Genomic DNA, 24,436 nt, shown 5'->3' with positions numbered 1-24,436 from the left:
GAAAACTGCATGTTGAAAGAGTAGGCGCTAATCATTTACCTATGAAAAATTTTAAAAATTATTTGTGCTTAGGCCTGGCTTTAACCTTTGCTGTAGTTTTACTGAGCTGTTCTAAAATACCAAAAGAACCACCTAGCAATGGTGCCCATAATGTTGTTTTCAAGGTTGAAGCGTCAGCAGGAAGTAATCTTCTTGTAGCCAATTATGGATATGATGGTAAGGTAACCCAAGTTGGTTCTTTAAGTGGTAGCACATGGACAAGTCCAGAAATTGTTGTTCCGGCCGGAACCATTGTGCTTGCAGGTGGCGCAGGGGGCAATGGAGCCAGTGCAGCTTCTACAATTAAGATGCAGATCTATGTAGACGGGGTATTAAAAAAAGAATCTACAGGTAGTGGTACGTCACTTACCGTTGCAGTAACTCATACTTTCTAGTTTATTGCTAAAGACAAAGTATGAAGAAATGGTGTTTAAGGCTAACGAACTACACCTTGGGACAAATTAATAGCGGTTAATTTGTCCCGTTTTTGATGTCGCTATTGAATTAAATTAGTAGTATCACTGCCCATAAAGCAGCAACGGAAATTACTGCCCAAAGGATAACGCCTTGTAGCAAAGGCAATATGCCTACCACTTTTAAGGTGTTAAAAGATAATCCACTGCCAATCAGAAATAATGTTAGGGTTAGTCCGAGTTTGGCCACCTGTAAGATGTACGGTGCAATAGGCTGTATAAAAGGCAGGTAGGTGTTGGCTAGCATGGCCAATAAAAAAAGACCAATAAAATAAGGTGGCTTGATTTTTTTCTGCTCTCCTTTAAATAAAAAGGTTGTACCAAATGCCAAAGGTACAATCCACAATGCTCTGGCTAATTTTACCGTAGTTGCCAATTGTAAAGCTTGTTCGCCATACCTACTTGCCGCACCTACAACAGAGCTGGTATCGTGTATGGCAATGGCGCACCATAAACCAAACTGAGTTTGTGAGAGGTTGAAAAAATGCCCTATTGCAGGAAATAGAAACAAAGCCACTGAGTTTAAGATAAACACAGTTCCCATGGCAATTGAGATCTGTTTCTCTTCGGCCTTCACTAATGGAGACAATGCTGCAATTGCACTTCCACCACAAATTGCTGTTCCAGCCGAAATTAAATAAGATATTTTGAGATTAATCTTGAACAGTTTGCCTAAAATATAACCCAATGTCAATACCCCAACAATAGAAACGATGGTAAAAAGTATGCCCTCTTTCCCAGCTTTTATTGCACTGAAAACATTCATCCCAAAACCTAACCCTACTACAGCTATTTTCAATAGCCAATTGGTTGCTCGGTGATTGAGGTGTGGGAAGGGATGTTCCATTAACTGAGCAAAGATTAAACCTAAAAGCAAGGCCAATGGTGGTGAAATGAAAGGGAAAAGGCATAATGTTGCTGCCAAAAGGAATATGATTTTTCGGGTATTTGGATGAAGAAATAACTGTTGCATATTGATTTGTTCTTGAATGCAAATATCCATCACATTTTAGCCTGTTTAAAATCGTTAATTATTATCTTTGATAACTTAAGGTTATTGATATGATTGATTTTAGACTGCAAGTATTTTATACTGTTGCCAAAAGATTGAACTTTACTAAGGCTGCTAAAGAGTTATTTATTAGTCAGCCAGCTGTTACCAAACACATCAAAGAATTGGAATACCAGTTTAAGGCATCTTTGTTTGAGCGGAGTGGAAATAAGAAAATCGTACTGACTACAGCAGGCCAACTGTTAATGTCTTATGTAGAACAGATTGTTGGTATTTACAGAGAATTGGAATTTGACATGAACTTGTTGGTTAAACAAAATAAGGGCATTATGCATATTGGAGCCAGTACTACCGTAGCACAATATGTAATACCAGCCGTACTGGCCAGGTTTCATCAAAAGTTTAAAGACATACAAATTCAGCTCAAAATGGGTAATACCGAAGATATAGAGCAAGCATTGTTACAGAAAGAAATCGAATTTGGAATTATAGAAGGCATCTCACGTCATCCACAAATCAGGTACGAAAAATACTTTACAGACGAAATTGTGTTGGTATGCTCCCAAAACAATACAACGGTTAAAAAAGATACCATCAAACCAGAAGAACTTAAAAACTATCCTTTGGTGCTTCGCGAACCCGGTTCAGGTACACTTGATGTGATTGCCTATGCCCTGAAGGCACAAAATATTAAACTGGCAGACCTTACTGTAGAAATGCAGCTTGGAGGAACCGAGGGAATCAAGTCGTATCTAATGCAAAGCAACTGCCTGGCTTTTTTATCTATACAATCTATTTTAAAAGAATTGAAAAACAACGAATGTAGAATTATAGATATTAAAGGATTAACAATAGAAAGGTCGTTTCATTTTATCCAATTGCATGGCCAACCTGATTCTTTGGCCGAACTTTTTATGCGCTTTGCTAAAGCATAAAATTTTTATGACCTACTTAACCAAAGCAGCCCCATTAACTATTTTAATGAGGCTGCTTTATATCGAAAGTTAGTTGTTGATTATCTGGTTAAGGTAATGATGGTTTCGCGGGTATTTTTAGGACCAGTATCACTAGTGCCAGGAATGCTGCTTTTAACTGGAACAATAACTTCTTTAGAGTGTAATACCAGTTTATTGTCAGTAAGCACATCAATGGCATAAATTTCTTTATCATTCGCACCAAATATAAATGTGAGCTGTTTATCATTGTCAATGGTATAGTTGGTTCCTTCTTCGGCACTTCCACTTTCTTTTAAGTACACCATGTTACTGGTGCGGAAATCAAGATATTCTCCAGGTTTACCAGCTTCACTGTCTTTTTCTATTATCCCGTTTATCGTTTCGATATCTTCTCTTAGGGTGAGATTCCATTTGCCCTGAATTTTTTCTGCTGTTGTTTTCTTTTTCTCCTCGCCATCTCCTCCTTTTTTACAGCTTGCAAAACCCAATACGGCCATTAGACAGATTAGCATTAATTTAGTGTTGTTTTTCATAGTTTTTGATGTTTAAATTAAGTTTTGGTAAATGATGTGCAATAGTAACCACAGGTTAGGTTTTGATGTGAAGCCACTATTGTCACTATGTTTTTAGTTGTTTTGATAAAAATATAACTTAACAATTGATAACCAAAATTTTTAGACAAAACTTCTAACCGATGCTTCAAGTTGAGGAGTATTGTATTTATGATTTTTAGCTCAATAAAGTTAGGAGATTGATCAATGAAATTAATATTCCACTAAGTATTTGAATGACATTTTCTTACACCTCAAAAAATAATTTTCGGTTTGGTTGTGATTTTTTAGAACTTGTTACGAATAATAGGGAAACATGATTTAAAATCAATGCAGACCACAACAACAGTTCAACAAGATTTCGTTTCTACCATAGAGGCCAATAAGGGTATCATATTTAAGATATGTAATTCTTACTGTCGCAATGCGATCGATCGCGAAGACCTTGCCCAAGAAATCATTTTTCAATTATGGAAATCGTGGGAGCGTTTTGATGAGACTTATAAGTTGTCTACCTGGATGTATAGAATTGCCTTAAATGTGGCGATTTCTTTTTACCGGAACGAAAAGAAAACCACACCAACCATTTCCATGGGCGATCACCTGATCGAACTGAGTGATGAAAATTTAGAAGACGGCTTGGAAGCAAACCTCAATGCATTGCAACAGTTTATCAACGAACTCAAACCTTTAGATAGGGCATTGATGATCCTTTATCTAGAAGAAAAACCGCACAAGGAAATGGCAGACATTATTGGAATTAGTACAACCAATGTGGCCACTAAAATTGGAAGGATTAAAGAACAATTGAAACAAAAATTTAACAATCAAAATTAAAAAGACATGGACAATATAGAAATGATCAACCTTTGGAAACAATACGATGAGAAGTTAGAAAAAAGCCTTTCTTTAAATCGGAAAATTATTACTGAGCTGCAGCTGCAAAAGGCTAAAGGTGCATTGAAGCCAACTAAACGGATAAAAAAATGGGCTGTTTTTATTGGGATATTATATGTTATTTTTTTAGGCATGATTATTTATGGCGCAATAAAACATCATGCTTCAATATTTTTTACAGCTTCAATTGTTATTCATTTATTAGTGTCTGTAACGGCTATTGCATTATATATTAGGCAATTATATTTAATTAATCAAATAGATAATAGTGAAAATGTAATAGAAATGCAGCAAAAACTGGCTAATTTGAAATCATTATCACTAACTATTGTTGGTATTAGCTTTTTACAGATGCCCGTTTTTACCACTTGGTTCATCACCGAGAAATGGATAATAGAGGCACCATTAAATTTTGCTTTAATTCAGGTACCAATTGTATTGGCATTTACTGCAGCCGGAATTTGGCTTTACAAAAATATTAACATTAAAAATATTGATAAAAAATGGTTTAAACTCTTATTTAGTGGTCCTGAATGGAATGGAACTATTAAATCAGCTATGTTTTTAGAAGAGATCGAAAGCTTTAAACACAACTAGTTTCCCATGGTTAGTGGAGATGTTAACCATGGCAATGGTAGATACATGAACCCCAAGAGATTGAAATTTAAAAAGTTTCTAAATAAGCATTCAAATCAAAGTACAAAATCCAGCAGATTTTAGCTCCCTAATCAGGTTGCCGTAATAAACAACTCATATTCAGCCAGAATCTGCAAATCGCACAGGTTTGCCTATTGAAGTGGTGTAAAACCATTCACCGACTATTTTTTGCCATTCACCGCCTTTTCAATTCAAATGATCTAAAATGAGTTTAGGTCGATGTAACAAAAACTAATTTTGTTAGACTAATTAGCAAACAAACAATAAAACTATGAAAAAAATTATACTTCTGTGTGCAGGTTTAATGATGATGTTCGGTGCGCAAGCCCAGTTTCCCGGTATGGGAGGGGGTGCCCAGAAAGTAACTGTAACAGGTCGTATCACTGCTTTGGTGTTGGATTCTTTAACCAAACAACCTATAGATTATGCAACAGTATCTTTAATTAAAGTAAAAGACAATAAAACTGTGAATGGTGGTTTAACCGATGATAAAGGTAAAATTGTATTACAGAACATTGCACCAGACGAATATAAACTGGTGGTGGGCTTTATCGGTTACAAAAGCAAAACCATGCTGGTAAAAACAACACCAGAAAAGTTAGACAATAACGTAGGTAATGTGTTTATCGTGGCCTCATCTAATACTTTGAATGAGATTACCGTTGAAGGTAAAAAAGCCATGATCGAAAATAAGATTGACAGGTTGGTATACAATGCAGAAGCAGATGGAACCAATGTGGGTGGCGATGCAACCGACGTGATGCGTAAAGTGCCTATGTTATCGGTTGATATGAATGGAAATTTACAACTACGTGGCGCTGCGGTAAGAGTGTTGATCAATGGTAAACCATCTGGAACCATGGCCAACAGTGTAGCCGATGCCTTAAAGATGATGCCAGCAGAACAGATCAAAAGTGTAGAGGTAATTACAAGCCCTTCGGCCAAATACGATGCAGAAGGTTCTGGTGGTATTGTAAACATCATTACCAAAAAATCGAATGCCCAAGGCGTAAGTGGTAGTTTAAATACAACCGCAGGTACCCGTCAAAATAATGGCTCATTTAACCTTACTGCAAAAACCGGTAGGTTGAGCATGAACACTGCCCTTGGTGGTAACTATGCCTTTACCCAAAACACAAGGGTATTGTCGGTAAACAATACCAAATTAAACAGTGGTGGTACCAATAGCATTCAGCAAGATGGTGTTTCTAAATGGGATAGAAGTGGTTTCAATGGTAGTTTAGGTTTAGATTACGATTTTAACGCCTATAACAACATCAGTACCAATGCCAAGTTCAACCGTTTTTCGAATGGTGGCCCTGGTGAATCTAACTATATCATTAATGGTGTAGCTTCGAAGAATATCAGTAGCATGGATGCCAGCATGAACAATTTGGATTGGAACGTTGACTACAGAAAAACCAGTAAAAAAGCTGGCGAAGAGTTTTCAATTTCAGCACAGTTGTCTACAGGTCGTGCACCACAAACTTTTAGCAATAGCTTAACCTCTCCATTGTATCCAGGTGCATTAGAGACTTTTAGTAGCAATACTGGTAAAAATAACGAGTATACCGCTCAAACAGATTACACTTATCCGTTTAGCAAAGCAACTACTTTAGAGGTTGGAGCAAAAGGGATTTTCCGTAATTTTAATAGTCAATTTGATGCTGCTGCAAAAGATTTCAAATACAATCAGAATGTAGCTTCGGTGTATAGTGTAATTAGCTTTAACCTCACCAAAAAACTACAGGTAAAAGGTGGCGTTAGGGGAGAGTATACGAAGATCGACTTCAATACCAAAACCAGTGGAACAGAGACGAATGATTACTTGAATTTATTCCCAAGTGTAATTGTAGCGCAGACCTTAAAAGGAAGTTCGATGTTGAAACTGAGCTATAACAGAAGGGTACAAAGACCAAGTCAGATTCACTTGAATCCTTTCCGTAACGAGGCCGATCAGTTCAATATCATGCAGGGTAACCCACAATTGAATCCAGAGTTGAGCGATAACTTAGAGCTAGCTTATTCTACCTATATCAAAGGTTCTATTATCAATGCCTCTATTTTTTATCGTCGTACCAACGGGATCATTGAAAACTCAATTTCACCAATTGTTGAAAATGGTGTAAACAAAACCCTAACCTCGTACATTAACGTAGGTTCTTTAAAAACCTTTGGTTTCAACATCTTCGGGTCTTATAACCCTAAACCAAAATGGACTTTAATGAGCAGTATAGGGATGAACAGTTATGACATCAATAGTGAGCTTGTAGATGTGAGCAAAACCTATTATATGTTCAATATCTTTGCCCGTTCGGCCTACGCCTTTGGTAAAGGTTGGAACCTCGAATTATTCGGTGTAGCCACTTCACCACGTCGTACTTACCAAGGTAAAACAAATGCATTTTATTTTTATGGTGGAACGGTTAAGAAAGATATCCTGAACAAAAAAGGAAGTATCGGTTTCAATGTATTGAATCCATTTACCCGCGATCTTGAGATCAAAACACAGAACAACGCTGTAAATAGTTCAGGTACAGTATACCAAAATACACAGATTTTTTACCCTTTGCGTTCATTTAACTTGGCCTTTAGCTATAGCTTTGGTAAGTTGAAATTTACAGAAAAGAAAAAGATCAAAAATGATGACGTTAAACAAGATCAACAAGGTGGTGGCCAGATGGGGGGCGTGCAACAATAATGTTGCTGCAAAATAATTAGGTTGAAACTCGTTCTATATCAAATTTTATTTTATCTTTGATTATAGGAGTTAGTTGATGTGTCAATTAACTGGTCAGAACGAGATCAAAAACAAACCAAATATAAATTCTAGCCTCTGGTGCAATTGTATCAGAGGCTTTTTTTGTGCGTTTGTAATTTTATGAAGCAGTTTTGTGTTTACCACCTAAGGAATGCTTAGACTTAGATGTGACTAAGGTGTCTTAGATGGTTAAAACCCTATGTGAGCCATGTATCTATTTGATAATCAAGTCAATTATTTACCACCTAAGAAGCCTAAGGAATGCTCAGACTCAGATGTAACTTAGGTGCCTTAGATGGTTAAAGCCTAGGTGAACTATGCTTCTATGTGGTTGTATCTTCTAATTATTCACCACCTAAGAAACCTAAGAAATGCTTAGACTTAGATGCGGCTAAGGTGCCTTAGATGGTTAAATGATACACTTCTGTTGTTATTATCTACTTTTTCTTTACCCTTTTTAAGATCATTAAACTTAAAGGGTTAATGGGGTAGCCACTAATGTTGTTCTGTAACATAACCACAGCTTGGTCGTACAATATAGGTACTACAGAAGAATGTTCAATAATCATATTGTCCATCTTGTAATACAACTCATAACGCTTTTTAGGATCGCTTTCAAAATAGCTTTGTTCAAATAAACGGTCAAATTCATCATTGAAAAAGCCAGTGTAGTTAGGCCCAAAAGGAACTCTGTTCTTAGAATAGAATACAGATAAATAGTTTTCTCCATCAGGGTAATCGGCAATCCAAGATCCTCTAAAAAAGTTCACTTCATTTTTGGCCATCATGTCTCTAAGACTGGCATTTGGACTAACATCAACCTTCGCCTTGATACCAATATTGCCCAGTTCGCCCTGTATAAATTCAATCAAGTCTTTATAGGTTGTAGAAGTACTCAATGTTACCTGTGGCATTCCCTTCCCGTCAGGATAGCCAGCCTCTGCCAATAACTTGGCAGCCAAAACGGGGTTGTAATCATAACCTTTCACACGGGTGTTATCAAAGCCCGGCATTCCTCTCGGAATAAAACCAGAGGTTGCAGGAGTACCTACGCTGTTTCTTAAATATTTGATCAGCTTTTTACGGTCTATGGCATAATTAATGGCCTGTCTCACTTTTTTAAATCGCAATGGCGAATTTTTAACAATCGTTTTAGAAGTATCGACCAAGATTCCTACATATTCAGTACACAGGTACGGACCTTTAATCAGTTGAAACTTGCCCGCATATTTGCTGGTCATCTTGCCACTTTTTGTTAAAATATCATCGCGATAGCTTCCGTCGACACTGTTAAAAAAGTCGAGGTCTTTTTTGATAAAATTCATAAAGGCACTTTGTTTATCGCTGATAAATGTAACCTTTACCGCATCGAGGTAAGGTAAGCGCACATCGCCATTCTTTTCCCAATAATGGTCGTTTTTTACCAATACCAAAATCTCATCCTCTTTCCAATATTTAAACTTAAATGGGCCAGTGCCCACTGGGTGGCTCCTAAAGTCTTTTCCATAATGCTCTACCACCTCTTTAGGTACTACCGAACAATATTGTGCTGTTAACAGCTGCATAAAAGCAGGAAATGGTTTAAGCAAGGTAATTTGAAAGGTAGTATCGTTTAGTGCTTTAAAGCTATTGGCGTCTTTTACCTTATCGCTAAAGATCCAACCGCCAGAAGAAGCTACCTTTGGATCAATTAAACGGTAAAAACTATAGGCAAAATCTTCGGCAACCACTTTTCTTCCTTTTCCATTTTTAAACAAAGGATCGTCCTGAAAGTACACGTCATCCCTTAAATTAAAAGTATAGGTTAGCCCGTCTGTAGACATTTGCCAGGTTTTGGCAATGCAGGGTATGGTATTCAAGTCTTTGTCTACCTGTACCAGTCCATTAAAGATCTGGTTGATCATCCAAATGGCATTTTGGTTACGGGCAAAGGCCGGATCAAGAGAGGTTACATTTTGGTCTAGATTGATATTGAAAACTTTTTTGCCATCATCAGCGTTTTTCCCTTTACAAGAGACAATTAACGCTACACAAAAAATCCAAAATATATCACTTATAATTCTACGCATCAGTTTAGGAATACTATTTTTGCACAAATTAATAAATAATTCAGATGTCTTTTTTAAATGAGGTTATAAATAGTGAAAATGATGAGTTTTTACGTGAAGAATTGCATGATCGGGTAGATATTGTAACACATAAGATCAAATTTATGGATAAGGTGCCTGTAATTTGTTTAACTACGGGTAACGAAATCCAACATGCTTTAGATCATTTAATTGAGTTGGCAGGTGGCGAATTGGTACCCATTGCTTTAGAGGCAAAAGTGATCATCTATTTTGAACACCAAGCTGGAATAGGCAGTCTGATCGGTAAAGTGGTAGGCGCAATTTCGCCACAATGGCCTGCGGTAACTTATAACCACGTTTACGTTATGGATGACCAACACAGTCTAGTTAAGTTGGCGCCAGAAATGGTTACTGTTTTAGAAGATATTGCCGAAATGCTCCACCCAGGCTTTTTTGTATTTGGTAACGAAGGAAAGAACTGGATTAATTTTGGAGTGTAAGTTAGGAAATAGTAAATAGGGAATGGGAAATAGAGAATAGGTTAAGAAACTAATGAACCAATGAGCCATTGAACTAATGAACCATTGAACTTAATAAACAATAAACTTATCTACCTGTTGGTTTACAAATTTTAAGGTATCTTCTTTAAAAAGTTGGTCATTTTCATCCAATTCTGTTTTAATGGCCGAAATGTGCAGGCGTAAGGGCATAATGTTAAGGTGCAAATAAGCACAAACCCCATTAAAATGTTCTATGCCACGAATATTGCCATATTTGCCTGAAGAAATTCCTACTAAACAAGCCTTTTTATCAAAAAAACTTTCAGGGAAAGCACAAGCATCGATAAAAGTTTTTAGTACACCTGGGAAACTACCATTGTATTCTGGTATAATGAAGAGAAACTTGCTGGTCTCGCTAACCAAGTCCTGTATCTTTTGAAATTCGGCACTTCTTTTTCCGTATAGATCTGTATCAATTAAAGTAGCTGGTAGGTCTTGTAAATTTAACAATTTGGTTTCCAAGCCCTTTTCTGTCAGTTGTTTCTGATAGTATTTTGCAACTTTTAAGGTATTGCTTGCAGGTCTGTTGGTGCCGGATATGATAGTGATCATGTTCAAATTGTTGATAAGATGTGTAAAACACTTATGGCTTTAATACTGATATTGTGATTTAGTTTGTATCTTAGCTAATTGTTAAAAAATGCCTAAATCGATACAAAAATAGCATTTTTTGAAGATTTTTATTGTAAAATTAGGCCATAATCAAATTTGGCAATTTTTTAAAAAGATAGATGAGTAAAATTATTGCTTTAGCAAACCAAAAAGGCGGTGTAGGTAAAACTACCTCGTCTATAAATTTAGCAGCCAGCTTAGCGGTTTTAGAGTATAAAACACTTTTGGTTGATGCAGATCCACAGGCAAACTCTACTTCAGGTATTGGTTTTGATCCAAGGAACATTAAAAATAGCATTTACGAGTGCATCATTAATGATGTTGATCCGCTAGATGCCATTGTTAAAACCGAAACACCAAACCTTGATCTGTTGCCTGCGCACATTGACTTGGTGGGTGCTGAAATTGAGATGATTAACCTGAGCAGCCGTGAGTACAAAATGAAAGCGGTGCTTGAAAAGGTAAAAGATCAGTATGATTTTATCATTATCGACTGTTCTCCATCTTTAGGTTTGATCACGATCAACTCTTTAACAGCAGCAGATTCAGTAATTATCCCTGTACAATGCGAATATTTTGCATTAGAAGGATTGGGTAAATTATTGAACACAATTAAAATCGTACAAAATCGTTTAAATCCAGAATTAGAAATTGAAGGAATCTTGCTTACAATGTATGATGTAAGATTACGTTTATCTAATCAGGTGGTAGAAGAAGTAAAAACCCACTTCCAAGAATTGGTTTTTGAAACAATTATCCAGCGCAATACCCGATTAAGTGAAGCACCAAGTTATGGTGTATCGGTCATCATGCATGATGCAAATTGCAAAGGAGCTATCAATTATTTAAACTTAGCCAGAGAGATTGTTCGCAAAAACGGTTTGGTAACCGAAGAACAAGATGTAGATACGGCAACTATATAACTTATACAGATGACATCTTTTCAGCGAAAAACAGGTTTAGGTAAAGGATTAAGTGCGCTTTTAGATGATACTGATGCGGCCCATCCACCAAAAAATGGTAACGATGGCCTTGAGCAAACTGCACAAATTGGTAGCATCAGCCATGTAAATATCAATGATATTGAAACCAATCCTTATCAACCACGTACAGAATTTGATCAGGTTGCCTTAAACGAACTTTCAGAATCTATTAAAGTACAAGGGCTAATCCAGCCTATTACCGTTAGAAAACACGGTGCAAAATATCAATTGATTTCAGGAGAGCGGAGATTAAGGGCGTCTAAATTGGCGGGTTTAACACAAATTCCGGCCTACATTAGAACAGCTGATGACCAACAGATGCTAGAAATGGCACTGATTGAAAACATCCAGCGTGAAAATCTGAATGCGATTGAGGTGGCCTTGAGCTTTCAGATGATGATTGACGAATGTAACCTCAAACCAGAACAATTGGGAGAGCGTGTAGGTAAAAACCGTACTACGGTTAGTAACTACCTGCGTTTGTTAAAATTACCACCAATTATTCAAGCCTCTATACGCGATGGCAAAATATCAATGGGCCATGCCCGTGCTTTGATCAGTGTAGAAGAAGAAGCCAAACAACTTTTCCTGCACCAGGAAATTTTAGATAAAGGTTTATCGGTACGCAAGGTAGAAGAACTGGTGCGTAGCATTAACCACGTGCAGATTAAACCCAAATCGGCTCCAGTAGCAGTTACTTTTGAATATCAAAAACTTCAAAAAGACCTGGCCTCTAAATTCGCAACCAAAGTGAAATTGAAGGTGAATGACAATGGCAAGGGAGCTATAGAAATTCCTTTTGTTTCTAACGATGACCTGAACAGAATTTTAGAGCTTTTAGATTGGTAATGCGTATTCTATTCCTTTTAATTGTAGGTGTTTTAACTTTTACCTCGGTAAAGGCCCAAGAAGTGATCGGTAATAAAAATGCCGATACGACTACAGGTAGAGTGGACACCCTAAAAGGTCCAAAATACATTAACAAAGGAAGAATTGCAGGAAGAAAAGCGATCAGAAGATCGTTGATTTTGCCTGGTTTAGGACAAGCTTACAATTATGGTTTAGTTGTAGATGATGTGAAAAGAGGCGTTTATCAAGATAAAAGGGTATGGCAAAAAATCTATATCGTTGGTAAAATTGGACTGATTTATACTGGTGGAGCCTTATTGGTGTCTTCTTTTATTGACAACAATAGAATGTACAGGGCCTCATTAGCCGAATTACAATGGAGGCAACAAAATCCTGGCGCAGCCAATCGCGACAATCAATTTGTGAGATATGAAACTTCCTATTTAACCACAGCTAAAGCAATTTTTAAGAACAATAGAGAGGTGGTACTCATTTCGTTAGCGGTGTTATATGGCGCAAACGTAATTGATGCCTATGTTACAGCTCGTTTAAAATACCACAATGTGGAAAATGAACTCTCATATCAAATTTCTCCAACATTAATTAACGCAAGTCCGATGTATGGCTTTAAGCCCTTGCCCGGATTAAAACTTACGCTCAAACTATGAAGATAGCCTTATTAGGTTACGGCAAAATGGGTCAGATTATTGAACGTTTTGCATTAGAACGTGGCCACGAAATTGTGCTTAAAATTAGCATAGATAACATCAATGATTTTACGTTAGACAATTTGGCAAAAGCAGATGTTGCTATAGACTTTAGTGCGCCAGATGCGGCTGTAGCCAATATTTATAAGTGTTTTGATGCTGGTGTACCCGTTGTAGTGGGTACTACAGGTTGGTATGGCAAATTACAGGAAATTAAAAATGATTGCTTAAGTGGCGGCAATTCGTTAATTTATGGCTCTAATTTTAGTATTGGAGTTAATCTTTTCTTCCATTTAAACAAGGTGCTGGCCAAGCTGATGAACAATTATCCGGCTTACGAGGTGCAGGTTGAAGAGATACACCATACCCAAAAACTAGATGTGCCAAGTGGTACAGCCATGACCATTGCCGAAGGGATTATAGAAGAGCTAGACCGCAAAACAGAATGGTTAAATGAAGTTGTAGGTACGCCAATACCAGATGTGATTAAAAATGAGCAGTTGCTGATTGAATCGCATCGGATTGAAAATGTACCCGGTACACATACTGTAGTTTACAGTTCGGAGGTTGATGAGATAGAAATTAAGCATACTGCACACAGTAGGGCAGGTTTTGCTTTAGGAGCTGTGGTTGCAGCAGAGTGGTTACAAAACAAACAAGGCTTTTATAGTATTGCCGATGTTTTTAATTTTAATAGTTAAGATATGAATTGGAAATTCTGGCAGCGAAATAAAAGTGCCGAACCAAAAAAGAAAAAAAGTAAAGCGAGAGAATGGACTGATGCCATCATCTTTGCTGTTGTAGCAGCAACCATTATCAGGGTGTTTTTTATTGAAGCCTATACCATTCCTTCTGGTTCAATGGAGAAATCGCTATTGGTTGGCGATTTCCTTTTTGTAAGTAAGGTAAACTATGGTGCACGTATTCCGATGACACCTGTTGCTTTCCCATTTGCACACCATACCATGCCAATTACCGGTACCAAAGCATTTTGGGATGGCGTACAATGGAAGTATAGAAGATTACCAGGACTACAAGATATTAAACGTAATGATGTTGTGGTCTTCAATTTCCCGGAAGGTGATACGGTTGCCTTAGAGAACCAAAATGCAAGTTATTACGATTTGGTTCGTGGTGCAGGTTGGAAAACGGTCAATAGCCAGTATACCATCGGCAGTAGACCGGTAGATAAAAGAGAAAATTACATTAAAAGATGTATTGCCATTGCTGGCGATGTAGTGAGCATGAAAAATGGGATTGCCAATGTAAACGGCAAAGACGAGCCACTAAAAGATACCGGAATGATGCCTTATCGGATCCAGTTTAGCTCTACCGATTTTAATCCACAAGTTTTAGCAGATCTAGGCATAAATACAGCCGAAATTCAACGTACAGAAGATCCACAGGCTTACATCGTTAACGCCTCTGCAGAGATCATTACTGAGGTGAAAAAGCTTGATTTTGTTAAATCTGCAGCGTTAAGTGCGGCAAGCAGTACTGAAGTAGAATCGGGTGGTATATTCCCTCATGATCCAAACAGACCATGGAACAGAGATAACTTTGGGCCAATTAAAGTTCCGGCAAAAGGTTGGACGGTTCAGATTGATAGCAATACCATGCCATTGTATTATAGAGCAATAAGAACCTACGAAGGAAATAAAGTAGAGCAAAAAGGTAAGGTATGGTATATTAACGATAAGGAAGCAACTTCTTATACTTTTAAATTGAACTATTACTGGATGATGGGCGATAACCGTCATAACTCGCTCGATTCTCGCTATTGGGGTTTTGTACCAGAAGACCATATTGTTGGCAAGGCCCTATTTATATGGATGAGCTTTGACGGCGAAGGTTCTTGGTTCAGCAAAATTCGTTGGAGCAGAATATTTAAAGGTATTCATTAAGCTTTTAGCAAATGAAATAACAAGCATCCTGATCAATCAGGGTGCTTTTTTTTATGCCTAATTTTTAAATGGCTTAGTGTAGTTAAAGTATGGCAGTTACTAGCGTAACAAAGTGGTCGAATGGCCATCTAATTGAATACTAAACTGAACCAAATTAAGAGCTTATGAATTGGAAATTCTGGCAGCGAAATAAAAGTGCCGAACCAAAAAAGAAAAAGAGTAAAGCCAGAGAATGGACCGATGCCATTATTTTCGCTGTTATTGCAGCTACGATTATTAGGGTGTTTTTTATTGAAGCCTATACTATTCCCTCTGGCTCAATGGAAAAATCGTTGTTGGTGGGCGATTTCTTGTTTGTAAGCAAGGTGAATTATGGTGCTAGAGTTCCGATGACACCAATTGCTTTTCCCTTTGCCCACCATACCATGCCTTTAACAGGTACAAAAGCCTATTGGGATGGTGTTCAATGGAAATACAGACGTTTGCCTGGTCTGCAAAAAATCAAAAGAAATGACATTGTGGTATTTAATTTGCCTGTTGGCGATACCGTGGCTTTAGAAAATCAAGATGCAAGTTATTATAAGTTGGTTAGAGAATTGGGATGGAAACAGGTAAATAGCCAATATACCATTACAACAAGGCCAGTAGATAAAAGAGAGAACATTATTAAAAGATGTATTGGTATTGCCGGCGATACCGTGAGCATGAAAAATGGATTGGTCAGCATAAATGGCAAACCAGAACCTTTAAGTGGCACCGGAAAAATGCCCTACCGAATACAATTTAAAACTGAAGACATTAATCTGGATGTTTTAGTAGGTCTGGGCTTTAGTATTGCAGAAATGAAACAGCTCAACGCCACTACCTATACAGCATTTGGTACGGCAGAGATGGCCAATCAAGTGAAAAAACTCGATTTTGTAAATGCAATTACTTTGGATGTCAAACCTCCATCACAAGATGATGGCGATATTTTTCCGGTTAATACACAGTATAAATGGAACACGGATAACTTTGGACCATTGATCATCCCTAAAAAAGGCTGGACGGTTCAGTTGGATAATTTAACCATGCCCATTTATTACAGGGCTATCCGTACTTACGAAGGTAACAAAGTAGAACAGAAAGGCAAGGAGTGGTATATCAATGATAAAGCTGCTACTTCGTATACCTTTAAGTTAGATTATTATTGGATGATGGGCGATAATCGACACAATTCAATCGATTCTCGTTATTGGGGCTTTTTGCCAGAAGACCATGTAGTAGGTAAAGCCTTATTCATCTGGATGAGTTTTGATACCAATGGATCATGGTTCAGTAAAATTCGCTGGAGTAGGATTTTCAAAGGCATCCATTAAAATTTCTTTGCCAAATGGAATAAAAAAGTATCCTGATCAATCGGGATACTTTTTTATTTTATAGTTTTATGTAATTACCAATTGAATTGCATCTAATCTGTATATAGATTTTTGTCAATGAAAATCCCAATTTGAAACCTTGATCCAATTTTTATGAAAAACTTTTTCTTTTTTAACGTGCTGGCACTATTGATTTGTACAAGTGCAATTGCCCAAGAGACACAAATTCCCGTCAATTCCAAAATTAGTCATGTAACGGTTTTCATCAGTGGGGCCCAAATACAAAGACAGACCGAAAGTGTAGATATCCCGCAAGGCGTAAGTCAACTTGTTTTTACAGGCGTTTCTTCTGTTATCGAAGCACAAAGTATACAGGCCAAAGGCGAAGGTAATTTTACGATCTTATCTGTTGCCCAACAGAAAAACTATTTGTTGGAACGAAAAAATTCAGATCAAAAAACAGCCTATTTAAATAATGTGACCAGCCTCAACGATAAGATCATTGCATTAAGAAACGAAAGTGACGTATATAAGGCAGAAGAAGAGATGTTGATCAAGAACCAGGTAGTAATGGGGCCAAATGTGAACTATGATCTTGTAAAATTGAAACAGGCCTTAGATTTTCAGAAGCAACGTTTAACTGAAGCTAAAAACAAGCAGATCGAAATCAACAAAGAGGTAGGCAAACTTCAGATAGAGTTGGATAAATATAGAAAGCAGATTAACGAAATAGATAGCAAGGGGCCTAAAAATTCTAACGATATTGTGGTTAAAGTTTCGGCCAAAACCGCTACCAAAGGAAAATTTCAGTTGACTTATATGGTGAACAATGCGGGTTGGTATCCTACTTATGATATTAGGGCCACAGATGTTTCGAGCCCCATCGCATTAGTATACAAGGCCAATGTTTCGCAAAGTTCTGAAGAAGATTGGAAAAATGTTAAACTGACGCTTTCTTCGGGTAACCCCACAACGAGCAGTGTAAAACCTTCTTTAGGTTCTTATAACATCGGCTTTCTCAGCGCAGGCTATTTTGGTACGGGAACAAATTCTGCCATCAGATCAGTAAAGGGCAGAGTGGTAGATACAGATGCTAACCAAGTCTTACCTGGTGTATCAGTTCGTGTAAAAAACACTTCAGTTGGTACAGTAACAGATGCAAGTGGTAATTTCAGCTTACAAATCCCTGTTGGGGCTAATGTTTTAGTGTTTAGTTACATTGGTTTTGATACGCAAGAACAACTCATTAATGCCAACCAGTTCAATATCAGATTACGACCAAGCCAACAAATGCTACAAGAAGTTGTGGTAACAGGTTATGGAGAGGCTAAGGCCATGAGAGAAAAACCTGCTCCAGTAGCATTAAGAGGGATGAATAGCTTAACCTCTAATGCAGTAGAAGTAAGTACAGTTGAAAAACAGACCAATGTTACTTTCGACATCCAAAATCCATACACCATTTTAAGTGATGGCAAACAGTTTTCTGTAGATATTGGCAATTATGATTTTAAGGCAGATTATGAATATTATGCTGCACCTAAAATTAGCAGTGAAGCATTTTTAACTGCAAAGATCAGTGGATTTAATGAAATCAATCTGATTAGTGGCGAGGCCAATGTTTTCTTTGAGGGAACGTTTTTAGGTAAAACTTTATTAGATGTTCAAAATGCTGCGGATACGTTGACTCTATCTTTGGGGGTTGACAAAAACTTGGTCATCAAAAGAGAAAAACAAAAAGACTTCAACGAAAGACAGTTTATGGGTTCATCGCAAAGAGACAGCAGACACTTTGTAATCGATATCAAAAATAGAAAAAGCCAAGCCGTTAACCTTATTGTACAAGATCAATTGCCCATTTCTACAAGCAATGATATCAGCGTAGAGAAACAGGAAATTTCGAAGGCCCAACTGGATGAATCTAATGGGCTATTAACCTGGAAAATGCTGCTCCAACCTAATGAACAGAAAAAATTGGTGTTGAAGTACCAGGTCAAGTATCCTAAAAATAAACCTGTTAATATCGAGTAAAAGCAAAAAAGGCATCCCAATCGGGATGCCTTTTTACATGAAGGAGTTTCGCTCCCTTACATTTTTGCCTTATCGTCTAATAATTTTATCGAGGTAGCCTTGAAGCGATTTTTTACAATGCTTCCTGTTACTTCAGCCTTGCTTACAGCGTTACAAAAACCATGTTCGCTATGTGCATCGCCAAAGTCATCAATTTTTTTGCCATCTACAAAGTACGATTTTCCATCAATTTTAACCGCAAGTTCGCAGTCTTTACCTTTCATCTTAAATTGACAGGTGCCACAAGAAATATCTACAATTTGATTTTTTAAAACCTTTGGTGCGGTAGTTGTTTTTTTAGTTGGGCTTTGTGCATTGGCTACAAAACCGAACAAACCTAAAAATAGGAGTAGGGTTAGTCGTTTCATCAGTATTTATGTTAAGTTTCTTAAAGTTAAGACTAAGAATGGAGATACTATTCATATTTATCTAGATTTATTTGTAATTTGTTAAATAAAGCACCTTGGCAGATGAAGTTGATAAAGACTATACTATTTTTATTATTGTTACATCCGGTTGTTAATGCACAAGTTAAAACGGATACATTAACTACAAAAAAAGGTTATCCAGTTGTTTTAAATCGGGATACTTTATTTTATGTGCTAAATAAATTTGGGTCGCTTTCTGCTAAAGAACGAGCAGAGCGAACTTCTGGTCTATTGCAAAAATTGGAAGACAACCTCACAATGGTGCCCGATTCTATTAAGGTAAATATTGATGGTGAAAATGCACAGCTCGCTTTTAATGATGATGTTATTGTAAGTATATCAAAAGCAGATGCAGACAGTGTAGCGACCAATGTAACCGACTTGGCCAAAAGTTACCGAGGCAAAATTGTAAGCTCAATTCAACAATATAAATCGCAAAATGACATTACAGAACTACTAACCCGAGGAGCCTTAGGTCTATTGATTCTGATCCTATTGGGTACAGCCATCTTTTTGTTAAATAAGTATTCTAATCGTATCCGTAATTTCTTTACAAAGTACCTGTCGAGCAGATTAAATGGAATCAAGATCAAAGATTACGAACTAGTTTCAAAAAGTGGCGAATTGCTGTTTCTGAGAAGGATGTTTAATGTGGTAAAGTATATCTTCATTCTTCTAATTGTGTATTTGACCTTGCCGATCATCTTTAGGCTTTTCCCATGGACTAAAAGTTGGGGTGATCTTTTACTCAATTTTATCTTGAACCCACTGCATCAAATTTTGGATAAGACCATTAAATTTATCCCTAATCTGATTAGTATCATTGTGATCTACTTTGTATTCCATTATATCAACAAACTGATCAAATTCTTAGCCACCGAAATAGAAATGGGAAAACTAACCATTAACGGTTTTTTCCCAGATTGGGCCAAGCCAACCTATAACATTGTACGTTTTGTACTGTATGCTTTTATGTTGGTGGTGATATGGCCATTTATACCAGGCTCTGATTCTGATATTTTTAAAGGAGTTTCTGTGTTTTTGGGTTTGTTGATTTCTTTGGGCTCATCTACTGCTATTGGAAATATTGTTGCAGGCTTGGTCATTACTTACATGCGACCATTTAGATTGGGGGATAGGGTAAAGATTGGAGATGTAACAGGCGATGTAATTGAAAAAGCTTTTTTGGTAACCAGATTGAGAACCATTAAGAACGAAATCATCACCATCCCTAATAGTGCCATTTTAAATGGGAATACCTTAAATTACAATGTGCTGGCCGCAAATGAAGGATTAATTGTACATACTACAGTAACCATTGGTTATGACAATCCTTGGAAGACCGTACATGAACTATTGATCCAAGCGGCATTAGAAACAGATGGAATAAATAAGGATCAAAAACCTTTTGTATTGCAAACCAGTTTAGACGATTGGTATGTTTCTTATCAAGTGAATGCTTACACGAACGAACCCAATAGAATGGCACAGATTTATTCTAACCTGCACCAAAACATACAGGATAACTTTAATAAAGCAGGGGTAGAGATCATGTCGCCACATTACCAGACTTTAAGAGATGGGAATGAGATTGCAATACCTCCATCTTACCGACCAAAAGGTTACGAGGTTCCAGGTTTTAACGTGGCTAATAAAGCACCAAAAAATGAAACTTGATCGCTAATTTAACAGCCATTTCATTAGGTCTACGGGCTCGGCAATACTCCAGGAGTGGGGGTGTCTTTGTCCTCCGTTCCGTATGCCCTTGTTTTTGGTTAAAATTAACTCAACCTTTTGGTTGGGCGATTTTTGGAGCAGTTTATTAATGTAACCCGCAGCATCAGTAATATTCATGTCTGACAGGTCCATGTTTCTATTTTTGATCCACCATAAAATATCAGGTTCACTATAGATCCTTAATGCTGTATTGGAATAATCGGGTAACATTGCTAATGTGGTATAATCAGGGTGATAAACCGATAGCTCTTTTAAGCTTTGTTCTGCAGGTTTATTTTGTGTGTTTAAAACATCTAATTTGGATACGAAATCTTTTTCCCTTCCTTTTAAAAGTGATTTTCTTAACCTTACCATGTCTAAAGGTGGATCGATGGCAAAAACCTTATCAATTTTATATTCCTGATGCTTTTCTGCATAAAATTTTAAAGCACAAGTGCCACCAATAGAAAAACCACCAATAAATAGCTTGGTGGCGCTAGTCAGGTTCTGACCCGTATAGAAATGTTTAATCATCACACCCAATCTGGTTAATGAAGTTTGGTCAATTGGAAATTCTTCGTTGTTTTTTGAAAGATTGACCACCATTACTGCAAGGTTGTTTTTTGCGGCCTCTTGTAAAATAGTACTTTGTGCCGAAACCGATAATGGGTTTTCCAAGTAACCTGGTATTAAGACCAAAACACCTTTTAGTTCTTTGTGGTTGGGTACAGCCTGAAAATAATAACATCCATTACCGAATAATGCATCGTTCTCTATTTTTTGTGGCGATTGGGCATAACTAGAAATGGCTGTAAAAAGAAAGAAGCAAAAAACAATACCTATTTTTTTCATTTGATGATTGATGAAGTGGGTTGCTGGACGAATATAGGTTTTTTATTGATTTTGTTGTCGCAATAAAAAAGGGACCTGCAATTTGCAAATCCCTTTTAAACTGTGAGCTTTTAAAGCTTGAGATTAGTATCTATAAGTATCTGGTTTGAAAGGACCTTCTACAGCTACACCGATATAATCTGCTTGGTGCTGATCTAAAACGTCTAATTCTACGCCAATTTTTTCTAAGTGTAAACGGGCAACTTTTTCGTCTAAGTGTTTAGGCAACACATAAACTTTGTTCTCGTATTTACCAGGGTTTGTCCAAAGCTCTAATTGAGCTAAAGTTTGGTTGGTAAACGAGTTGCTCATTACAAAACTTGGGTGACCAGTTGCACAACCTAAGTTAACCAAACGACCTTCGGCCAAAACGATTACGTCTTTACCATCGATGGTATATTTATCAACTTGTGGTTTAATTTCAACTTTGGTATCTCCATAAGTGCCATTTAACCAAGCCATGTCAATTTCATTGTCGAAGTGACCAATGTTACAAACAATAGCTTTGTCTTTTAGTGCTCTGAAGTGTTTTTCGCGAACGATATCGCAGTTACCAGTAGTGGTTACCACAATGTCAGCTTCTTTAATCGCAGTGTCTAAACGTTTTACTTCATAACCTTCCATTGCAGCTTGTAAAGCACAAATTGGGTCAATTTCAGTAACAATTACACGTACGCCTTGTGAGCTTAAAGATTCTGCAGAACCTTTACCCACATCACCATATCCACAAACAACAGCTACTTTACCAGCCATCATTACATCTGTAGCACGACGGATTGCATCTACTAGAGATTCGCGACAACCGTATTTGTTATCAAATTTAGATTTGGTAACTGAATCGTTAACGTTAATTGCAGGTAAGTGCAATGTTCCGTTTTTCATTCTTTCGTATAAACGGTGTACACCAGTAGTCGTTTCTTCAGAAAGACCTTTAATATCTGCGATCAATTCAGGGAATCTGTCGAATACCATATTGGTTAAATCGCCACCATCATCTAAGATCATATTTAATGGCTTGCGGTCAGCACCGAAATGTAATGTCTGCTCAATACACCAATCAAAATCAACTTCGTTTAAGCCTTTCCAAGCATAAACCTGGATGCCAGCAGCAGCAATTGCCGCAGCAGCGTGATCTTGGGTTGAGAAAATGTTACATGATGACCAAGTAACTTCTGCACCTAATTCTACTAAAGTTTCGATTAAAACTGCAGTTTGGATCGTCATGTGTAAACATCCAGCAATGCGAGCACCCGCTAGAGGTTTTGATGGGCCGAATTCTTTACGTAAGCTCATTAGACCAGGCATTTCTGCTTCTGCTAATCCAATTTCTTTACGGCCCCATTCTGCCAGTGAAATGTCCTTAACTTTGTAAGGAACGTAAGTTGTCTCTACTGATGACATAATTTATTGTTTTTAAATGTGATGCAAAGTTACAGGATAGCTTTGTGAAACCCAAATGATAAGCAACACTACAGAGCCGTAAATGGTTTTAAAATTGTAAATTTTAAATTTAGCTGGTCTCAATAATTCACTCTAACTATGTAAATGTTTGCTGCCCACTGTAAAATCATTATTTTTATAGCCAAATGAAGGCAGCTCTATTCTTGTTTTTTCTGGTGTTGTGGAGCGAAAGTAAAGGAGTTCTCCATTGGCTAGAAAACCATTTGCTAACTTGTCCCTTTAAACACCTTACAGGTTTAGATTGCCCTGGTTGTGGGGCACAACGTTCTGTTGTAGCTTTATTGCGGGGCGATTTGATAACTTCCTTTAAATTATACCCTGCAACCCTCCCTATAATTGGGCTATTGGTTTTTTCTGCAATCCATTTGAAATTTGAGCTGAAAAACGGAGCTTTTATTATAAAATTCCTTTATATTGTTGTCACATTAATTATTGTAATCAATTACATTTATAAAATATTTACCCACCAATTAATTTAATTCCTAATGTCTGAAGAACAATTACCACCTCAAGAAAACCCTCAACCAACGCCTAATCCACAACCGCAAAATCCTTTTCCGCCTCAAAATGGAGGTTTCGGTTACGGTATGCAACAAGCCTTGCCCAATGCAACCATTGTATTGATCTTGGGTATTTTATCTATTGTAACCTGTTGTTGTTATGGAGTTATTGGTTTAATATTAGGCATTGTAGCATTGATTTTAAGTAAAAAGGACAGGACTTTGTACGCGGCTAATGTTGCCTATTATACCGAAAGCTCATTTAAAAACTTAAATGCAGGTAGAGTTTGTGCTATCATCGGTTTAATTTTAAACATACTCTATCTCTTGTTATGTATTGCGCTTATTGCCATGTTTGGGGTAGCCACGTTATCAGATCAAGAAGCGATGAAAAAAGCAATGGAAGGCATGCTTCAATAAACTTTATTATGATATTAGAAAGCAACTCATTTAAAGGGTTGCTTTTTTTATGCCCTGTACGTCAGTAAATTGTTATTTTATATTGTGGCCATATTTACAGCATCATATTTGCTATCTTTGCAGTATTATTCATAAAAATAGAAAAGATGTATCCTGAATATTTAGTAGAACCTATGCGTGCCGAATTAACCAACGTAGGTTTTGAAGAATTAAAAACAGCAGAAGCAGTAGATAGCGCTATTAAAAGCGAAGGAACCGTATTTGTTGTAGTCAACTCTGTTTGTGGTTGTGCAGCAGCAAATGCTCGCCCAGCGGCAAAATTGGCAGCCTCAAATGCTAAACACCCTCAAAAATTGGTAACCGTTTTTGCAGGTATGGAAAAAGATGCGGTAGATAGAGCAAGAGGTTATATGATGCCTTTCCCTCCTTCATCACCTTCAATGGCTTTGTTTAAAGATGGTAAATTGGTACACATGATCGAACGTCACCAGATTGAAGGCCGTCCGGCACAAATGATTGCTGATAGCCTGATTGGTGCTTTTGAGCAGTACTGCTAATTAGATAA

The 24,436-nt window shown here is 37.2% G+C and carries 24 protein-coding genes; 17 read left to right on the top strand and 7 right to left on the bottom strand.

The genetic code is table 11. The annotated features are described in order from the left end of the window. Positions 1–41 precede the first annotated feature (41 nt). Positions 42–434 carry a hypothetical protein gene (locus AQF98_RS04005; RefSeq protein ID WP_055130610.1) on the top strand — a complete coding sequence of 131 codons (393 nt, stop codon included), beginning with the start codon at positions 42–44 and terminating at the stop codon, positions 432–434. A gap of 109 nt (positions 435–543) precedes the next feature. On the opposite strand, the gene AQF98_RS04000 is transcribed toward AQF98_RS04005, so the two are convergent. Next, complete coding sequence (locus AQF98_RS04000) at positions 544–1,515, bottom strand: YeiH family protein (RefSeq protein WP_055130609.1); 972 nt, start codon at positions 1,513–1,515, stop codon at positions 544–546. A 59-nt stretch (positions 1,516–1,574) separates the two neighbouring features. On the opposite strand from AQF98_RS04000, the gene AQF98_RS03995 reads away from it, so the two are divergent. Further along, complete coding sequence (locus tag AQF98_RS03995; RefSeq protein ID WP_055130608.1) at positions 1,575–2,459, top strand: LysR family transcriptional regulator; 885 nt, start codon at positions 1,575–1,577, stop codon at positions 2,457–2,459. An 80-nt stretch (positions 2,460–2,539) separates the two neighbouring features. Here the strand turns inward: AQF98_RS03995 and AQF98_RS03990 are convergent, their stop codons facing one another. After that, a complete protein-coding gene (locus tag AQF98_RS03990; protein ID WP_055130607.1) occupies positions 2,540–3,013 on the bottom strand; it encodes a hypothetical protein in 474 nt (157 codons plus the stop codon). 348 nt (positions 3,014–3,361) lie between these two features. Between AQF98_RS03990 and AQF98_RS03985 the strand changes: the two genes are divergently transcribed. The 3 genes from AQF98_RS03985 to AQF98_RS03975 all read left to right on the top strand — a co-directional run bounded on the left by AQF98_RS03985 (position 3,362) and on the right by AQF98_RS03975 (position 7,286). Beyond that, the gene (locus tag AQF98_RS03985) at positions 3,362–3,868 is read left to right on the top strand and encodes an RNA polymerase sigma factor (protein ID WP_055130606.1); all 507 of its coding nucleotides are present in this window, start codon (positions 3,362–3,364) and stop codon (positions 3,866–3,868) included. Between the two features lie 6 nt (positions 3,869–3,874). Then, positions 3,875–4,525 carry a hypothetical protein gene (locus AQF98_RS03980; RefSeq protein WP_055130605.1) on the top strand — a complete coding sequence of 217 codons (651 nt, stop codon included), beginning with the start codon at positions 3,875–3,877 and terminating at the stop codon, positions 4,523–4,525. 331 nt (positions 4,526–4,856) lie between these two features. Next, positions 4,857–7,286 (top strand): outer membrane beta-barrel family protein, encoded by a 2,430-nt coding sequence (locus AQF98_RS03975; RefSeq protein WP_055130604.1) that lies wholly within the window; start codon positions 4,857–4,859, stop codon positions 7,284–7,286. 497 nt (positions 7,287–7,783) lie between these two features. Here the strand turns inward: AQF98_RS03975 and AQF98_RS03970 are convergent, their stop codons facing one another. Continuing rightward, positions 7,784–9,415 (bottom strand): ABC transporter substrate-binding protein, encoded by a 1,632-nt coding sequence (locus AQF98_RS03970; protein WP_055130603.1) that lies wholly within the window; start codon positions 9,413–9,415, stop codon positions 7,784–7,786. Positions 9,416–9,459: 44 nt separating this feature from the next. Here AQF98_RS03970 and AQF98_RS03965 point away from each other — a divergent pair, with 44 nt between their 5' ends. After that, the gene (locus AQF98_RS03965; protein ID WP_055130602.1) at positions 9,460–9,915 is read left to right on the top strand and encodes a hypothetical protein; all 456 of its coding nucleotides are present in this window, start codon (positions 9,460–9,462) and stop codon (positions 9,913–9,915) included. Positions 9,916–10,005: 90 nt separating this feature from the next. Here the strand turns inward: AQF98_RS03965 and AQF98_RS03960 are convergent, their stop codons facing one another. Beyond that, on the bottom strand, positions 10,006–10,527 hold the full coding sequence (locus AQF98_RS03960) for an NADPH-dependent FMN reductase (protein WP_055130601.1): 522 nt from the start codon (positions 10,525–10,527) through the stop codon (positions 10,006–10,008). Between the two features lie 179 nt (positions 10,528–10,706). On the opposite strand from AQF98_RS03960, the gene AQF98_RS03955 reads away from it, so the two are divergent. From AQF98_RS03955 to AQF98_RS03925, 7 genes are all read left to right on the top strand, one after another. Then, on the top strand, positions 10,707–11,510 hold the full coding sequence (locus tag AQF98_RS03955) for a ParA family protein (protein ID WP_055130600.1): 804 nt from the start codon (positions 10,707–10,709) through the stop codon (positions 11,508–11,510). A 9-nt stretch (positions 11,511–11,519) separates the two neighbouring features. Continuing rightward, entirely contained in the window at positions 11,520–12,419 is a 900-nt protein-coding gene (locus AQF98_RS03950) for a ParB/RepB/Spo0J family partition protein (protein ID WP_055130599.1), read from the top strand. Continuing rightward, positions 12,419–13,087, top strand: coding sequence for a DUF5683 domain-containing protein (locus AQF98_RS03945; RefSeq protein ID WP_055130598.1), 669 nt, complete (start codon positions 12,419–12,421; stop codon positions 13,085–13,087). Before AQF98_RS03950 ends, AQF98_RS03945 begins: the two co-directional genes overlap by 1 nt. Continuing rightward, positions 13,084–13,827: a 4-hydroxy-tetrahydrodipicolinate reductase gene (dapB, locus tag AQF98_RS03940; RefSeq protein WP_055130597.1), complete on the top strand. Its 744-nt coding sequence runs from the start codon at positions 13,084–13,086 to the stop codon at positions 13,825–13,827. The genes AQF98_RS03945 and dapB overlap by 4 nt, the downstream gene beginning before the upstream one ends. A gap of 3 nt (positions 13,828–13,830) precedes the next feature. Beyond that, complete coding sequence (gene lepB, locus AQF98_RS03935; protein ID WP_055130596.1) at positions 13,831–15,030, top strand: signal peptidase I; 1,200 nt, start codon at positions 13,831–13,833, stop codon at positions 15,028–15,030. A gap of 164 nt (positions 15,031–15,194) precedes the next feature. After that, entirely contained in the window at positions 15,195–16,388 is a 1,194-nt protein-coding gene (gene lepB, locus AQF98_RS03930) for a signal peptidase I (RefSeq protein WP_055130595.1), read from the top strand. A 153-nt stretch (positions 16,389–16,541) separates the two neighbouring features. Then, positions 16,542–18,416, top strand: coding sequence for a mucoidy inhibitor MuiA family protein (locus AQF98_RS03925; protein ID WP_055130594.1), 1,875 nt, complete (start codon positions 16,542–16,544; stop codon positions 18,414–18,416). Positions 18,417–18,472: 56 nt separating this feature from the next. Here AQF98_RS03925 and AQF98_RS03920 read toward each other — a convergent pair whose 3' ends face one another. Next, entirely contained in the window at positions 18,473–18,823 is a 351-nt protein-coding gene (locus AQF98_RS03920) for a DUF6370 family protein (RefSeq protein ID WP_055130593.1), read from the bottom strand. Between the two features lie 102 nt (positions 18,824–18,925). Between AQF98_RS03920 and AQF98_RS03915 the strand changes: the two genes are divergently transcribed. Continuing rightward, the gene (locus AQF98_RS03915) at positions 18,926–20,560 is read left to right on the top strand and encodes a mechanosensitive ion channel family protein (protein ID WP_082434888.1); all 1,635 of its coding nucleotides are present in this window, start codon (positions 18,926–18,928) and stop codon (positions 20,558–20,560) included. Between the two features lie 3 nt (positions 20,561–20,563). On the opposite strand, the gene AQF98_RS03910 is transcribed toward AQF98_RS03915, so the two are convergent. Continuing rightward, a complete protein-coding gene (locus AQF98_RS03910) occupies positions 20,564–21,451 on the bottom strand; it encodes an alpha/beta hydrolase (RefSeq protein WP_055130592.1) in 888 nt (295 codons plus the stop codon). 123 nt (positions 21,452–21,574) lie between these two features. Further along, positions 21,575–22,891 (bottom strand): adenosylhomocysteinase, encoded by a 1,317-nt coding sequence (gene ahcY / locus AQF98_RS03905; RefSeq protein WP_055130591.1) that lies wholly within the window; start codon positions 22,889–22,891, stop codon positions 21,575–21,577. 185 nt (positions 22,892–23,076) lie between these two features. Here ahcY and AQF98_RS03900 point away from each other — a divergent pair, with 185 nt between their 5' ends. From AQF98_RS03900 to AQF98_RS03890, 3 genes are all read left to right on the top strand, one after another. Beyond that, entirely contained in the window at positions 23,077–23,430 is a 354-nt protein-coding gene (locus AQF98_RS03900; RefSeq protein ID WP_055130590.1) for a DUF2752 domain-containing protein, read from the top strand. A 6-nt stretch (positions 23,431–23,436) separates the two neighbouring features. Further along, positions 23,437–23,871 (top strand): CCC motif membrane protein, encoded by a 435-nt coding sequence (locus AQF98_RS03895; RefSeq protein ID WP_200911832.1) that lies wholly within the window; start codon positions 23,437–23,439, stop codon positions 23,869–23,871. Positions 23,872–24,017: 146 nt separating this feature from the next. Continuing rightward, positions 24,018–24,428: a BrxA/BrxB family bacilliredoxin gene (locus tag AQF98_RS03890; RefSeq protein ID WP_055130589.1), complete on the top strand. Its 411-nt coding sequence runs from the start codon at positions 24,018–24,020 to the stop codon at positions 24,426–24,428. Positions 24,429–24,436 lie beyond the last annotated feature (8 nt).

Origin of the sequence: Pedobacter sp. Hv1, assembly GCF_001412215.1 — a bacterium.
Lineage (GTDB): Bacteria > Bacteroidota > Bacteroidia > Sphingobacteriales > Sphingobacteriaceae > Pedobacter.
This window is presented reverse-complemented; position numbering and strand designations above follow the sequence as displayed.